This window comes from Enterobacter cloacae complex sp. HYC080_NIDB, assembly GCF_056673325.1.
Map to the genome: position 1 here is coordinate 4,302,524 of NZ_CP114212.1, position 14,442 is coordinate 4,316,965.

10 protein-coding genes and 3 rRNA genes are annotated in these 14,442 nt (G+C 53.8%); 3 read left to right on the forward strand and 10 right to left on the reverse strand.

From position 1 onward, the window contains the following. Positions 1 to 28: 28 nt before the first annotated feature. The 4 genes from metA to O1723_RS20440 form a co-directional block, all read right to left on the reverse strand. The gene (metA, locus tag O1723_RS20425; protein ID WP_014882083.1) at positions 29 to 958 is read right to left on the reverse strand and encodes a homoserine O-acetyltransferase MetA; all 930 of its coding nucleotides are present in this window, start codon (positions 956 to 958) and stop codon (positions 29 to 31) included. Between the two features lie 175 nt (positions 959 to 1,133). Continuing rightward, positions 1,134 to 1,249, reverse strand: a 5S ribosomal RNA gene (gene rrf, locus O1723_RS20430). Positions 1,250 to 1,313: 64 nt separating this feature from the next. After that, positions 1,314 to 4,219, reverse strand: a 23S ribosomal RNA gene (locus O1723_RS20435). A 208-nt stretch (positions 4,220 to 4,427) separates the two neighbouring features. Then, a 16S ribosomal RNA gene (locus O1723_RS20440) occupies positions 4,428 to 5,967 on the reverse strand. The 16S, 23S and 5S rRNA genes sit together here, the layout of an rRNA operon. Before the next feature lie 560 nt (positions 5,968 to 6,527). Here O1723_RS20440 and purH point away from each other — a divergent pair. After that, on the forward strand, positions 6,528 to 8,114 hold the full coding sequence (gene purH, locus O1723_RS20445) for a bifunctional phosphoribosylaminoimidazolecarboxamide formyltransferase/IMP cyclohydrolase (protein ID WP_479983850.1): 1,587 nt from the start codon (positions 6,528 to 6,530) through the stop codon (positions 8,112 to 8,114). A gap of 16 nt (positions 8,115 to 8,130) precedes the next feature. Then, positions 8,131 to 9,423, forward strand: coding sequence for a phosphoribosylamine--glycine ligase (purD, locus tag O1723_RS20450; RefSeq protein WP_014882081.1), 1,293 nt, complete (start codon positions 8,131 to 8,133; stop codon positions 9,421 to 9,423). A 48-nt stretch (positions 9,424 to 9,471) separates the two neighbouring features. On the opposite strand, the gene O1723_RS20455 is transcribed toward purD, so the two are convergent. The 6 genes from O1723_RS20455 to nudC all read right to left on the reverse strand — a co-directional run bounded on the left by O1723_RS20455 (position 9,472) and on the right by nudC (position 13,824). Beyond that, positions 9,472 to 10,164, reverse strand: a complete 693-nt coding sequence (locus O1723_RS20455; RefSeq protein WP_014882080.1) for a DUF1481 domain-containing protein — start codon at positions 10,162 to 10,164, stop codon at positions 9,472 to 9,474. A gap of 11 nt (positions 10,165 to 10,175) precedes the next feature. Further along, positions 10,176 to 10,448 (reverse strand): nucleoid-associated protein HU-alpha, encoded by a 273-nt coding sequence (gene hupA, locus O1723_RS20460; RefSeq protein ID WP_002445246.1) that lies wholly within the window; start codon positions 10,446 to 10,448, stop codon positions 10,176 to 10,178. A gap of 186 nt (positions 10,449 to 10,634) precedes the next feature. Continuing rightward, complete coding sequence (locus O1723_RS20465; RefSeq protein WP_014882079.1) at positions 10,635 to 11,225, reverse strand: YjaG family protein; 591 nt, start codon at positions 11,223 to 11,225, stop codon at positions 10,635 to 10,637. A gap of 41 nt (positions 11,226 to 11,266) precedes the next feature. Continuing rightward, on the reverse strand, positions 11,267 to 11,938 hold the full coding sequence (gene nfi / locus O1723_RS20470) for a deoxyribonuclease V (RefSeq protein WP_014882078.1): 672 nt from the start codon (positions 11,936 to 11,938) through the stop codon (positions 11,267 to 11,269). Positions 11,939 to 11,947: 9 nt separating this feature from the next. Further along, positions 11,948 to 13,012 carry a uroporphyrinogen decarboxylase gene (gene hemE, locus O1723_RS20475; protein WP_023336588.1) on the reverse strand — a complete coding sequence of 355 codons (1,065 nt, stop codon included), beginning with the start codon at positions 13,010 to 13,012 and terminating at the stop codon, positions 11,948 to 11,950. 38 nt (positions 13,013 to 13,050) lie between these two features. Continuing rightward, positions 13,051 to 13,824 carry an NAD(+) diphosphatase gene (gene nudC / locus O1723_RS20480; RefSeq protein ID WP_023336587.1) on the reverse strand — a complete coding sequence of 258 codons (774 nt, stop codon included), beginning with the start codon at positions 13,822 to 13,824 and terminating at the stop codon, positions 13,051 to 13,053. Positions 13,825 to 13,919: 95 nt separating this feature from the next. On the opposite strand from nudC, the gene O1723_RS20485 reads away from it, so the two are divergent. Further along, positions 13,920 to 14,417: an Rsd/AlgQ family anti-sigma factor gene (locus tag O1723_RS20485; protein WP_014882075.1), complete on the forward strand. Its 498-nt coding sequence runs from the start codon at positions 13,920 to 13,922 to the stop codon at positions 14,415 to 14,417. The last annotated feature ends 25 nt before the right edge of the window (positions 14,418 to 14,442 follow it).

The window sequence follows — 14,442 nt, forward strand, 5'->3', positions numbered from 1 at the left end:
ACGCTTTAGGATCGTTTAATGCAGAAGATTACTCTAGCGTCGGATTCATGTGTCGCAGATCGTATGGTGTGATCTGGTAGACGTAATAGTTGAGCCAGTTTGTAAAAAGCAAATTCCCGTGGCTGCGCCAGGTTGCTCTCGGTTTGTTTTGTGGATCGTTTTTCGGGAAATAGTTGTACGGCACATCCGGATTAAGACCCGCTTCGACATCACGGAAATACTCTGACGCGAGGGTATGCGGATCGTATTCAGGATGCCCGGTTACAAAGGCAATGCGCTTATCTTTGCTGGCAAACAAGTATGCATCCCCATCTTCCGTTTCGGCCAGGATCTCCAGATCGGTGTAATCACGGATCAGCTGCGCCGGGAAATCGGCATAGCGCGAATGCGGCGCCAGAAACGAATCATCAAACCCGCGCGTCAGCAGAGCATGTGGATGAAGAATGTGGTGTTCGTATACGCCGGAGAGCTTTTCAGTGCGGGTTTGTTTAGGGATACCATAAAGAATATTCAGTGCCGCCTGTACCGCCCAACAAACAAACAAGGTGGACGTGACGTGATCTTTTGCCCACTCCAGGACCTGTTTGATCTGCGGCCAGTAGGCGACATCGTTAAATTCAACCAGACCGAGCGGTGCGCCGGTCACAATCAGGCCGTCGAAGTTTTCCCCCTGAATGTCATCGAAGTTACAGTAAAAATTGTTCAGGTGCTCAGAAGGCGTGTTGCGTGACTCGCGCGCATCGATCCGCAGCAGCTGAATATCGACCTGCAGCGGAGAGTTTGAAAGCAGACGCAGGAACTGATTCTCTGTTTCAATCTTTTTCGGCATCAGGTTGAGAATAAGAACCTTCAGCGGGCGAATTTCCTGAACTGTTGCGCGTGAAGCCGTCATCACAAAGACGTTCTCTTCACGTAAGAAATTGACGGCTGGTAGCTCGTCCTGCACCCGAATCGGCATATCGTTGAATCCTCAAAGCATACGTATAAACGTTTAGACATCCAGACAGCTAACAATACCGAGATCCGGCCTGAATGTCGAGTCTGCAAGAGGAAGGTGAGAAAGTTTCAAGGAGAGGAATAACGCCCAAAGCAAAAAACCCCGCACCTTACGGTACGGGGTTCTTCTATTTGATGCCTGGCAGTTCCCTACTCTCACATGGGGAGACCCCACACTACCATCGGCGCTACGGCGTTTCACTTCTGAGTTCGGCATGGGGTCAGGTGGGACCACCGCGCTAAAGCCGCCAGGCAAATTATGTTATCTGTATCAGGCTGAAAATCGTCTCTCACCGCCAAAACACCTTCGGCGTTGTAAGGTTAAGCCTCACGGTTCATTAGTATCGGTTAGCTCAACGCATCGCTGCGCTTACACACCCGACCTATCAACGTCGTCGTCTTCAACGTTCCTTCAGGAGACTTATAGTCTCAGGGAGAACTCATCTCGGGGCAAGTTTCGTGCTTAGATGCTTTCAGCACTTATCTCTTCCGCATTTAGCTACCGGGCAGTGCCATTGGCATGACAACCCGAACACCAGTGATGCGTCCACTCCGGTCCTCTCGTACTAGGAGCAGCCCCCCTCAATTCTCCAGCGCCCACGGCAGATAGGGACCGAACTGTCTCACGACGTTCTAAACCCAGCTCGCGTACCACTTTAAATGGCGAACAGCCATACCCTTGGGACCTACTTCAGCCCCAGGATGTGATGAGCCGACATCGAGGTGCCAAACACCGCCGTCGATATGAACTCTTGGGCGGTATCAGCCTGTTATCCCCGGAGTACCTTTTATCCGTTGAGCGATGGCCCTTCCATTCAGAACCACCGGATCACTATGACCTGCTTTCGCACCTGCTCGAGCCGTCACTCTCGCAGTCAAGCTAGCTTATGCCATTGCACTAACCTCCTGATGTCCGACCAGGATTAGCTAACCTTCGTGCTCCTCCGTTACTCTTTGGGAGGAGACCGCCCCAGTCAAACTACCCACCAGACACTGTCCGCAACCCGGATTACGGGTCTACGTTAGAACACCAGCCATTAAAGGGTGGTATTTCAAGGTCGGCTCCACGCAGACTGGCGTCCACGCTTCAAAGCCTCCCACCTATCCTACACATCAAGGACCAGTGTTCAGTGTCAAGCTATAGTAAAGGTTCACGGGGTCTTTCCGTCTTGCCGCGGGTACACTGCATCTTCACAGCGAGTTCAATTTCACTGAGTCTCGGGTGGAGACAGCCTGGCCATCATTACGCCATTCGTGCAGGTCGGAACTTACCCGACAAGGAATTTCGCTACCTTAGGACCGTTATAGTTACGGCCGCCGTTTACCGGGGCTTCGATCAAGAGCTTCGCGTTACCGCTAACCCCATCAATTAACCTTCCGGCACCGGGCAGGCGTCACACCGTATACGTCCACTTTCGTGTTTGCACAGTGCTGTGTTTTTAATAAACAGTTGCAGCCAGCTGGTATCTTCGACTGATTTCAGCTCCACCCGCAGGGGCTTCACCTACATATCAGCGTGCCTTCTCCCGAAGTTACGGCACCATTTTGCCTAGTTCCTTCACCCGAGTTCTCTCAAGCGCCTTGGTATTCTCTACCTGACCACCTGTGTCGGTTTGGGGTACGATTTCGTGTTACCTGATGCTTAGAGGCTTTTCCTGGAAGCAGGGCATTTGTTACTTCAGCACCGTAGTGCCTCGTCATCACACCTCAGCGTTAATAAGGTACCGGATTTACCTGGAACCTCCGCCTACATGCTTAAACCGGGACAACCGTCGCCCGGCTAACATAGCCTTCTCCGTCCCCCCTTCGCAGTAACACCAAGTACAGGAATATTAACCTGTTTCCCATCGACTACGCCTTTCGGCCTCGCCTTAGGGGTCGACTCACCCTGCCCCGATTAACGTTGGACAGGAACCCTTGGTCTTCCGGCGAGCGGGCTTTTCACCCGCTTTATCGTTACTTATGTCAGCATTCGCACTTCTGATACCTCCAGCAACCCTCACAGGCCACCTTCAACGGCTTACAGAACGCTCCCCTACCCAACAACGCATAAGCGTCGCTGCCGCAGCTTCGGTGCATGGTTTAGCCCCGTTACATCTTCCGCGCAGGCCGACTCGACCAGTGAGCTATTACGCTTTCTTTAAATGATGGCTGCTTCTAAGCCAACATCCTGGCTGTCTGTGCCTTCCCACATCGTTTCCCACTTAACCATGACTTTGGGACCTTAGCTGGCGGTCTGGGTTGTTTCCCTCTTCACGACGGACGTTAGCACCCGCCGTGTGTCTCCCGTGATAACATTCTTCGGTATTCGTAGTTTGCATCGGGTTGGTAAGCCGGGATGGCCCCCTAGCCGAAACAGTGCTCTACCCCCGAAGATGAGTTCACGAGGCGCTACCTAAATAGCTTTCGGGGAGAACCAGCTATCTCCCGGTTTGATTGGCCTTTCACCCCCAGCCACAGGTCATCCGCTAATTTTTCAACATTAGTCGGTTCGGTCCTCCAGTTAGTGTTACCCAACCTTCAACCTGCCCATGGCTAGATCACCGGGTTTCGGGTCTATACCCTGCAACTTAACGCCCAGTTAAGACTCGGTTTCCCTTCGGCTCCCCTATTCGGTTAACCTTGCTACAGAATATAAGTCGCTGACCCATTATACAAAAGGTACGCAGTCACCTAACAAGTAGGCTCCCACTGCTTGTACGTACACGGTTTCAGGTTCTTTTTCACTCCCCTCGCCGGGGTTCTTTTCGCCTTTCCCTCACGGTACTGGTTCACTATCGGTCAGTCAGGAGTATTTAGCCTTGGAGGATGGTCCCCCCATATTCAGACAGGATACCACGTGTCCCGCCCTACTCTTCGAGTTCACAACCTGTGCATTTTCGTGTACGGGACTATCACCCTGTACCGTCGGACTTTCCAGACCGTTCCACTAACACACAAGCTGATTCAGACTCCGGGCTGCTCCCCGTTCGCTCGCCGCTACTGGGGGAATCTCGGTTGATTTCTTTTCCTCGGGGTACTTAGATGTTTCAGTTCCCCCGGTTCGCCTCGTTAACCTATGTATTCAGTTAACGATAGTGTGACGAATCACACTGGGTTTCCCCATTCGGACATCGCCGGGTCAAAGGTTCATATCACCTCGCCGGCGCTTTTCGCAGATTAGCACGTCCTTCATCGCCTCTGACTGCCAGGGCATCCACCGTGTACGCTTAGTCGCTTAACCTCACAACCCGAAGATGTTTCTTTCGATTCATCATCGGTTTGCGAAAATTTGAGAGACTCGAACACACATAATATGTGTGTCGTTTCAATTTTCAGCTTGATCCAGATTTTTAAAGAGCAAAACTTCTTAATGCACTCAAAAGTACATTCAGAAGTTCATCATTCATCAGACAATCTGTGTGAGCACTGCAAAGGCAGGTTCTTTAAGGTAAGGAGGTGATCCAACCGCAGGTTCCCCTACGGTTACCTTGTTACGACTTCACCCCAGTCATGAATCACAAAGTGGTAAGCGCCCTCCCGAAGGTTAAGCTACCTACTTCTTTTGCAACCCACTCCCATGGTGTGACGGGCGGTGTGTACAAGGCCCGGGAACGTATTCACCGTAGCGTTCTGATCTACGATTACTAGCGATTCCGACTTCATGGAGTCGAGTTGCAGACTCCAATCCGGACTACGACGCACTTTATGAGGTCCGCTTGCTCTCGCGAGGTCGCTTCTCTTTGTATGCGCCATTGTAGCACGTGTGTAGCCCTACTCGTAAGGGCCATGATGACTTGACGTCATCCCCACCTTCCTCCAGTTTATCACTGGCAGTCTCCTTTGAGTTCCCGGCCTAACCGCTGGCAACAAAGGATAAGGGTTGCGCTCGTTGCGGGACTTAACCCAACATTTCACAACACGAGCTGACGACAGCCATGCAGCACCTGTCTCAGAGTTCCCGAAGGCACCAAAGCATCTCTGCTAAGTTCTCTGGATGTCAAGAGTAGGTAAGGTTCTTCGCGTTGCATCGAATTAAACCACATGCTCCACCGCTTGTGCGGGCCCCCGTCAATTCATTTGAGTTTTAACCTTGCGGCCGTACTCCCCAGGCGGTCGACTTAACGCGTTAGCTCCGGAAGCCACGCCTCAAGGGCACAACCTCCAAGTCGACATCGTTTACGGCGTGGACTACCAGGGTATCTAATCCTGTTTGCTCCCCACGCTTTCGCACCTGAGCGTCAGTCTTTGTCCAGGGGGCCGCCTTCGCCACCGGTATTCCTCCAGATCTCTACGCATTTCACCGCTACACCTGGAATTCTACCCCCCTCTACAAGACTCTAGCCTGCCAGTTTCGAATGCAGTTCCCAGGTTGAGCCCGGGGATTTCACATCCGACTTGACAGACCGCCTGCGTGCGCTTTACGCCCAGTAATTCCGATTAACGCTTGCACCCTCCGTATTACCGCGGCTGCTGGCACGGAGTTAGCCGGTGCTTCTTCTGCGGGTAACGTCAATTGCTGTGGTTATTAACCACAACACCTTCCTCCCCGCTGAAAGTACTTTACAACCCGAAGGCCTTCTTCATACACGCGGCATGGCTGCATCAGGCTTGCGCCCATTGTGCAATATTCCCCACTGCTGCCTCCCGTAGGAGTCTGGACCGTGTCTCAGTTCCAGTGTGGCTGGTCATCCTCTCAGACCAGCTAGGGATCGTCGCCTAGGTGAGCCGTTACCCCACCTACTAGCTAATCCCATCTGGGCACATCTGATGGCAAGAGGCCCGAAGGTCCCCCTCTTTGGTCTTGCGACGTTATGCGGTATTAGCTACCGTTTCCAGTAGTTATCCCCCTCCATCAGGCAGTTTCCCAGACATTACTCACCCGTCCGCCACTCGTCACCCGAGAGCAAGCTCTCTGTGCTACCGTTCGACTTGCATGTGTTAGGCCTGCCGCCAGCGTTCAATCTGAGCCATGATCAAACTCTTCAATTTAAGTTTGATGCTCGTGAATTAAACTTCGTAATGAATTACGTATGTTCACTCAGAGACTTGGTATTCATTTATTGTCCGAAGACATTAAGAATCCATGTCACTTTGAGTGCCCACACAGATTGTCTGATAAATTGTTAAAGAGCAGTGCAACGCGGCTTTCGCTCACCGTTGCGAGGTGGCGTATATTACGCTTTCCTCTTTCAGAGTCAACCCGTTATTTCAGGATTTTTTCTCTTCAACCGACCGGTTTATCTGTGAAGTGATTCACATCTGCCGTGTCGATGGAGGCGCATTATAGGGAGTTCTCCGCAGGCCGCAACCGCTAAATGACAGAAAAATGACTGACTGCTGCATTCCACAGCAAAACCCCGCCTTATACCCTTTTACACACAGACTTATCCACAATGATACGAAAAAGTAAAAATGTGCGAGCGTTGCGCAAACGTTTTCGTTAAAATGCTCGCGCTTCACAAGGATGCCTCGTCAGGTGTGTTAGATGAGTTTTTCGCAGGAAAATTCATCTAACGCTCTCTGTAATCGTGAAATCCAGGGGATTTACCATGCAACAACGTCGTCCAGTCCGCCGCGCTCTGCTCAGTGTTTCTGATAAAGCCGGTATCGTCGAATTCGCTCAGGCACTTTCTGCACGCGGTGTGGAGCTGCTTTCTACAGGCGGCACCGCACGCCTGTTAGCAGATAAAGGTCTGCCGGTAACCGAAGTGTCCGATTACACCGGTTTCCCGGAGATGATGGATGGACGCGTCAAAACTCTGCATCCGAAAGTGCACGGCGGTATTCTTGGCCGTCGCGGCCAGGACGATGCCATTATGGAAAAGCATGATATTGCGCCAATCGACATGGTTGTCGTTAACCTCTACCCGTTTGCCCAGACCGTTGCCCGCGAAGGCTGCTCTCTGGAAGATGCGGTAGAAAATATTGATATCGGCGGCCCGACCATGGTGCGCTCTGCAGCCAAGAACCATAAAGATGTGGCCATCGTGGTGAAGAGCAGCGATTACAACACCATTATTAGCGAGATGGATGCCAACGAAGGGTCACTGACGCTCGACACGCGTTTCGACCTCGCTATCAAAGCCTTCGAACACACCGCTGCATACGACAGCATGATCGCCAACTACTTCGGTAGCCTGGTGCCGGCTTACCACGGTGAAAGCAACGATCCTTCTGGCCACTTCCCGCGCACGCTGAACCTGAACTTCATCAAGAAGCAGGATATGCGTTACGGCGAGAACAGCCACCAGCAGGCTGCCTTCTATATAGAAGAGATCAAAGAAGCCTCGGTTGCCACCGCTCAGCAGGTTCAGGGCAAGGCACTCTCCTACAACAATATTGCTGACACCGACGCTGCGCTGGAATGCGTGAAAGAGTTCAGCGAGCCAGCCTGCGTTATCGTCAAGCACGCCAACCCTTGCGGTGTGGCGGTGAGCACCTCTATTCTGGACGCTTACGACCGTGCTTACAAAACCGACCCGACCTCCGCGTTTGGCGGCATTATCGCCTTCAACCGCGAGCTGGATGCCCAAACCGCGCAGGCCATCATCTCCCGACAGTTTGTTGAAGTGATCATTGCACCATCGGCATCCGAAGAAGCGCTGAAAATCACCGCGGCAAAACAGAATGTGCGCGTACTGATTTGCGGCCAGTGGGCAAATCGCGTGCCGGGTCTGGACTTCAAACGCGTGAACGGCGGCCTTCTGGTTCAGGATCGCGATCTGGGTATGGTGACAGAAGCTGACCTGCGCGTAGTGACCAAACGCCAGCCGAGCGAGCAGGAGCTGCGTGACGCGCTGTTCTGCTGGAAAGTGGCGAAGTTCGTCAAGTCCAACGCCATCGTCTACGCCAAAGAGAACATGACCATCGGAATAGGCGCAGGCCAGATGAGTCGTGTCTATTCTGCGAAAATTGCCGGGTTCAAAGCAGGTGATGAAGGGCTGGAAGTGAAAGGTTCCGCCATGGCCTCTGATGCCTTCTTCCCGTTTCGTGACGGTATCGATGCGGCAGCCGCTGTAGGCATTACCTGCGTGATCCAGCCTGGTGGTTCTATCCGCGACGACGAAGTGATTGCCGCCGCCGACGAGCACGGTATCGCGATGATCTTCACCGACATGCGCCACTTCCGCCATTAATTCCCGGAGCAGAAAAATGAAAGTATTAGTGATTGGTAACGGCGGACGCGAGCACGCCCTGGCGTGGAAAGCGGCGCAGTCTCCGCGGGTGAAAACGGTCTTCGTGGCACCGGGTAATGCCGGTACTGCCCTGGAACCCGCTTTGCAGAACGTCGCCATCGGTGTGACCGATATCCCGGCCCTGCTGAACTTTGCCCAGAATGAGAAAATCGATCTGACCATTGTCGGCCCGGAAGCGCCCCTGGTGATTGGCGTAGTTGACGCGTTCCGCGCTGCTGGCCTGAAAATCTTCGGACCAACGGAAGGTGCTGCCCAGCTGGAAGGGTCTAAGGCCTTCACCAAAGATTTCCTGGCACGTCACAACATCCCGACGGCGGAATATCAGAACTTCACCGAAGTGGAGCCAGCTCTGGCTTACCTGCGTGAAAAAGGCGCGCCGATCGTTATTAAAGCCGACGGTCTGGCCGCCGGTAAAGGGGTTATCGTTGCGATGACCCTCGAAGAAGCGGAAGCCGCGGTTCAGGATATGCTGGCTGGCAATGCCTTTGGCGATGCAGGCCACCGTATCGTGATTGAAGAGTTCCTCGACGGCGAAGAAGCGAGCTTCATTGTCATGGTCGACGGCGAGCACGTTCTGCCGATGGCCACCAGCCAGGATCATAAACGCGTGGGTAATGGCGATACCGGTCCTAATACCGGCGGGATGGGCGCCTACTCCCCTGCCCCGGTGGTGACGGATGAAGTACATCAGCGCACCATGGACCGCATTATCTGGCCTACCGTGAAAGGCATGGCGGCGGAAGGGAATACCTACACCGGTTTCCTCTATGCAGGTCTGATGATCGACAAGCAGGGCAACCCTAAGGTTATCGAGTTCAACTGCCGCTTTGGCGATCCGGAAACTCAACCGATAATGCTGCGCATGAAATCGGACCTGGTCGATCTGTGTCTGGCGGCTTGCGAAGGCAAGCTGGACGAGAAAACCTCAGAGTGGGATGAACGTGCGTCTCTGGGCGTGGTTATTGCCGCGGGCGGTTATCCGGGTAACTACAACACCGGTGATGAAATCCACGGCCTGCCGCTGGAAAAGATTGACAGCGCGAAGGTATTCCACGCGGGTACGAAACTGTCTGACGACGAGCGCGTCCTGACCAACGGCGGCCGCGTCCTGTGTGCTACCGCACTGGGTCATACCGTTGCAGAAGCGCAGAAGCGTGCCTATGCGCTGATGGCGGATATTCACTGGAACGGTAGCTTTAGCCGTCAGGATATTGGTTATCGTGCGATTGCGCGCGAGCAGGGCGAGTAATTTTCCCCCTCACCCTAACCCTCTCCCTCAAGGGAGAGGGGATTTACGTCAAAAACTCTTCTCTGTCGGCTGCCACGTGCAGAAATCTTCGTTCGCCACCAGCAACAGCTGAGAGCCTTCCGGCGCCTCAAGCCACGCCACACTCACTTCCATTGATGAATGACGCTGACGGCGTTGAATATGTTCGGTCGCCCAGGATTCAAGCTCAGGCTTCACCGTCTGCCCTTCGCAGGTGGTTACCGTGCCATCGTTATGCCAGCGCCCCTGACGCAGCACCACACGTCCAAGACGAAGCGCATCGCTGGTCTGGCGGATTTGTTCAGCACGATAGCGGTAGAGGGCAATCTGATCGCTGGAAAGCTGCTGTTTTTGACCACTCACTTCACGCTGCATAAAGCTCAGCTCACCATGGTCGTCAAAACGCACTTTCACATGTTCGGGGGTTTTACTGTAGACGTTCAGTTCAATCAGCGACAGGTAATCACCCTGCCAGCGATACTCCGCGGTCGACGTATTGCCGTTATGCCACGGACTGAAAGCGGAGAGCAGATGCACTTCGCCGCCGGAATCTTTGCGCCATATCCTCACCGCACCCTGATTGTCAGCGTAGCCGCTGGCGGTAAACGGTGGCAGAGAGGTGTCGTGGCTGCAGGCAGACAGCAGAAGCACGCCTGCCAGCGCGAGCGTTCCACGCCAGAATGACAAAAGGGGCGTTGCCGCCCCTTCGCTAAAACTGTTCACTGCCACGCGTCTTACTTAACAGCGTCTTTCAGTGCTTTACCAGAAACAAATGCCGGCACGTTAGCTGCGGCGATTTTGATTTCTTTACCGGTCTGCGGGTTGCGGCCAGTACGCTCAGCGCGGTGGTTCACTTTGAAGGTACCGAAACCAACCAGTTGTACAGCATCGCCTTCTTTCAGAGACTCAGTAATAGCAGCCAGGGTAGATTCCAGAGCAGCTTTAGCCTGCACTTTAGACAGATCAGCCTTGTCCGCAATTACATCAATCAGTTGAGTCTTGTTCATAAGTTATCCTTTCAATGTGTTTATCGCTTGCTAAGCATCGAGTGCGACGAAAATGCCAAAAAAGCACTCTCCTGCATACACGCACCGATAGCCACTTTTTTTCGCCCCCCAAATGTAGACCAGACGGGGGGCAGAAGGGAAGAGTCGAGGTGCGACAAAACAGGCGTTAAATCACGTTTTGTTGTCTCATTGGTTAAAAATTATACCAATATTGCTCTCGCCCGACTCACGTAAGTCCGCACGCAGCCCTTTGATCAGCTCAATGTCACGTTCTTCACACTCTGCCAGCAGGCGGAAAATTTCCCACTGGATATCCCATTCCTGCTCAACCGCCGGGTTAGCTCGCAGCTCTTCGTCGGTCATTTCACGGCCTTCCTGGGTCATTTCGAGCATCGCAACGGTCGTAATGGATGCCTTACTGACTTCGATAGCATGCTCCAGGGTTTCGCCACTCAGACGGGAGTGGATCAGCTCACTTAATGCCACGCAGGCATCAATGGCCGGATAGACACCGTACAGATCAAAATCATCCGCGGCCGGGATCGCCTCTTCCAGCTTTTCCAGTTGGGAGTCGAAATTCACCTTTGCGTCTTTGACCGTCAGCGTTTCCCAGATCAAATCCAGAATGCGGCGGTAGATATGACCATCACCAAAGCCCGTCTGCTTACAGAACGCGGCATAGTTGGGATACATGCGCTCGCACAGGCAAGCCATAAAGGTGACGTGCTGCCAGCTTTCCAGCTTCTCAAGGCGCAGATGAATCGGGTTTTGTAACATGATGATGTCTCGAATCGAAAATTAGCCGCAGTTTACCTGAATCACGGCTGAATTTCCTGCCAACGAACAAAAGCCGGACGCGAGGAAGCGACGGCGTCCGCCCAGCGGGTTGGCTCCGGTAAACGATAGCCCTTCATGCAGCGCTGAACCCACGCCAGTGCGCTGTCCATGCTCACCCGGTGACCGGTCGCGATAAACAGCGGATTACAGCGCGCTTTGCTGCGCCAGACCCACGCCAGCTGCTCGCCTTTATGGATAAGCGGCGCCAGCGCACCCGGCTCGGGGGAAAGTGGTTCAAACGCGCCACACAGGCGTTTTTTGGCAACGCCAATGGTCGGCACATCCACCAGCAGCCCAAAATGGCTGGCCACGCCTAAACGGCGCGGATGTGAGATACCGTGTCCATCCACAAACAGCAGGTCAGGTTTTTGCGAGAGCTGCTTCCATGCTGCCAGCAGCGCGGGATACTCGCGAAAGGAGAGGAAACCCGGAATGTACGGCATAGTGGTGGCGATACGCGCCACCTTGTACTCAACCAGCTCCAGCGAAGGGTATTTCAGAACCACCATCGCCGCTCGCGTCACTTCACCACCCTGCTCGAATCCGACGTCCGCTCCGCCAATGTACTGCGGGGGATCCTTATCCAGGCGATCCTCGCGGATCACCGATGAAGCCAGTTCAATTTGCTGAGCGCGTAGCGACGCGAGATCCATAACCACTCCTTACTGGTGATACTGGGCAGAAAGCCGATGCACCGCCTCCACAAATACGCCTGCATGCTCTGGCGGAACATCCTGATGAATGCCGTGGCCGAGGTTAAAGACGTGGCCTTCCCCCTGGCCGAAACCAGAGAGTATAGTCGACACTTCTTCTTCAATGCGGGCTGGCGGTGCATAGAGCATGGAGGGGTCCATATTGCCCTGCAGCGCCACTTTGTCGCCCACGCGACGGCGAGCATCAGCGATATCGGTCGTCCAGTCGAGACCCAATGCATCGCAGCCGGTCGCCGCCATCGCTTCCAGCCACTGACCGCCACCTTTGGTGAACAGCGTCACCGGCACGCGGCGGCCTTCGTTTTCACGCAGCAGGCCATCAACGATTTTGTGCATGTAATACAGGGAGAACTGCTGATAATCGCGCCCGGTCAGTACGCCACCCCAGGTATCGAAAATCATCACTGACTGCGCGCCCGCTTTAATCTGCGCGTTGAGATAGAGCGTGACGCTCTTCGCCAGCTTGTCCAGCAGCGCATGCAGAGCCATCGGCTCGGCGTACATCATTTTTTTGATCACGGTAAAAGCTTTGCTGCTGCCACCTTCAACCATGTAAGTTGCCAGCGTCCACGGGCTACCGGAGAAGCCAATCAGCGGCACTTCGCCTTTCAGCTCACGGCGAATGGTGCGCACGGCGTTCATCACATAGCCCAGTTCGCCTTCCGGATCGGGGATCGGCAGCTTATCCACGTCGGCTTTGCTTTTGATCGGGGAGGTAAAACGCGGGCCTTCGCCGGTTTCAAAGTACAGGCCAAGGCCCATTGCATCCGGAATGGTCAGAATGTCCGAAAAGAGAATGGCGGCATCCAGCGGGAAGCGGCGCAGCGGCTGGAGCGTCACTTCACACGCCAGCTCAGCGTTTTTGCACAGCGACATAAAATCACCTGCCTGCGCACGCGTGGCTTTGTACTCTGGCAGATAGCGTCCTGCCTGGCGCATCATCCACACCGGGGTGACATCAACGGGCTGGCGCAGCAGCGCACGCAGATAACGATCGTTCTTCAGTTCGGTCATTTTTGCAGTTCCTTAAGCGTCATGGCCTCAGTGTAACACTACTCATACTCGGCCCGACACATCGCCACGGTATCTTCTATCAGCCGACGCGCCACGGTGCCGGGTGGCGGTAACAGAGGCAAATCGTCATAACGATACCAGTTCGCGTCCAGCAGCTCTTTCTGATCGATAACGATCTCACCGCTGTCGTATTCCGCCATAAACGCCGTCATCAGGGACATCGGGAATGGCCACGGCTGAGACGTTACGTAGCGCAGGTTTTTCACCTTGATCCCGCTCTCTTCCATCACTTCACGCGCTACCGCCTGCTCCAGCGTTTCACCCACTTCGACGAAACCGGCAAGAACGGTATAAATGCCGTTGCGATGGCGGGTATGCTGCGCCAGCAGGATAGTATCCTCACGGCGAATGGCGACGATAATGCAGGGTGCAATCTGCGGATAGTAACGTTCACGGCAGTGGCCGCAGAGCATTGCCCACTCGGTTTTGCTCGGGTGCATGGTATGGCCGCAGTAGCCGCAGTATTTATGCGAGCGGTAAAACTCCGCCAGCTGGACGCCGCGCCCCGCCAGCTGGAACAAGCCAACATCCTGATCCAGCACCTGACGAACCGATCCCATCTCCTGACGGCGAGGCTGTTGGATCAACCACACTGCATCCCCCTGCCATTCACCAATCTTCAGTGCTGGCTGGCCAACAAGATTGAACGCCTCTGCTGCGCCATAAGGGATCTCCCCGGCAGGAAGCCATAGTTTTTGTTCGTGACTGACGATCCACCAACCCAGATCTGATTTTTCAATAATACGATCCATATCTATTGCACTACCTTCGCTTCACTGACATGTTGTTAGCATTGTGGTTACATTTTGGATAAGCAGATTCAATTCTCAACCTTGCGGAGTCAACCATGTTAAACCAGCTAGAAAGCCTGACTGAGCGCGTTAGAGGAAGTAACAAACTGGTGGATCGCTGGCTACATGTACGCAAGCATCTACTCGTGGCTTATTACAATCTGGTCGGTATTAAGCCTGGCAAAGAATCGTTTATGCGGCTGAATGAAAAAGCGCTGGATGATTTTTGTCAGAGCCTGGTCGACTACCTGTCCGACGGACATTTCAATATTTATGAACGTATTATCCGCGAAATGGAAGGGACAACGCCGTATTTAGCGGCCAGTAAACTCTATCCGCTGCTGGAAGCCAACACCCAGCAGATCATGGATTACTACGATTCCACGCTCGAAAATGCCATCGATCACGACAATTATCTTGAGTTCCAGCAGGCGCTTTCCGATCTTGGCGAAGCGCTGGAAGAGCGATTCACGCTGGAAGACAGGCTGATCGCCCTCGTCCTGGATAACGGCCTGGATGTGAGTAACGAAGACAACATCGCGCGCCCTGCTTGAGTTCTTAATCGTTAACGAGTAATTT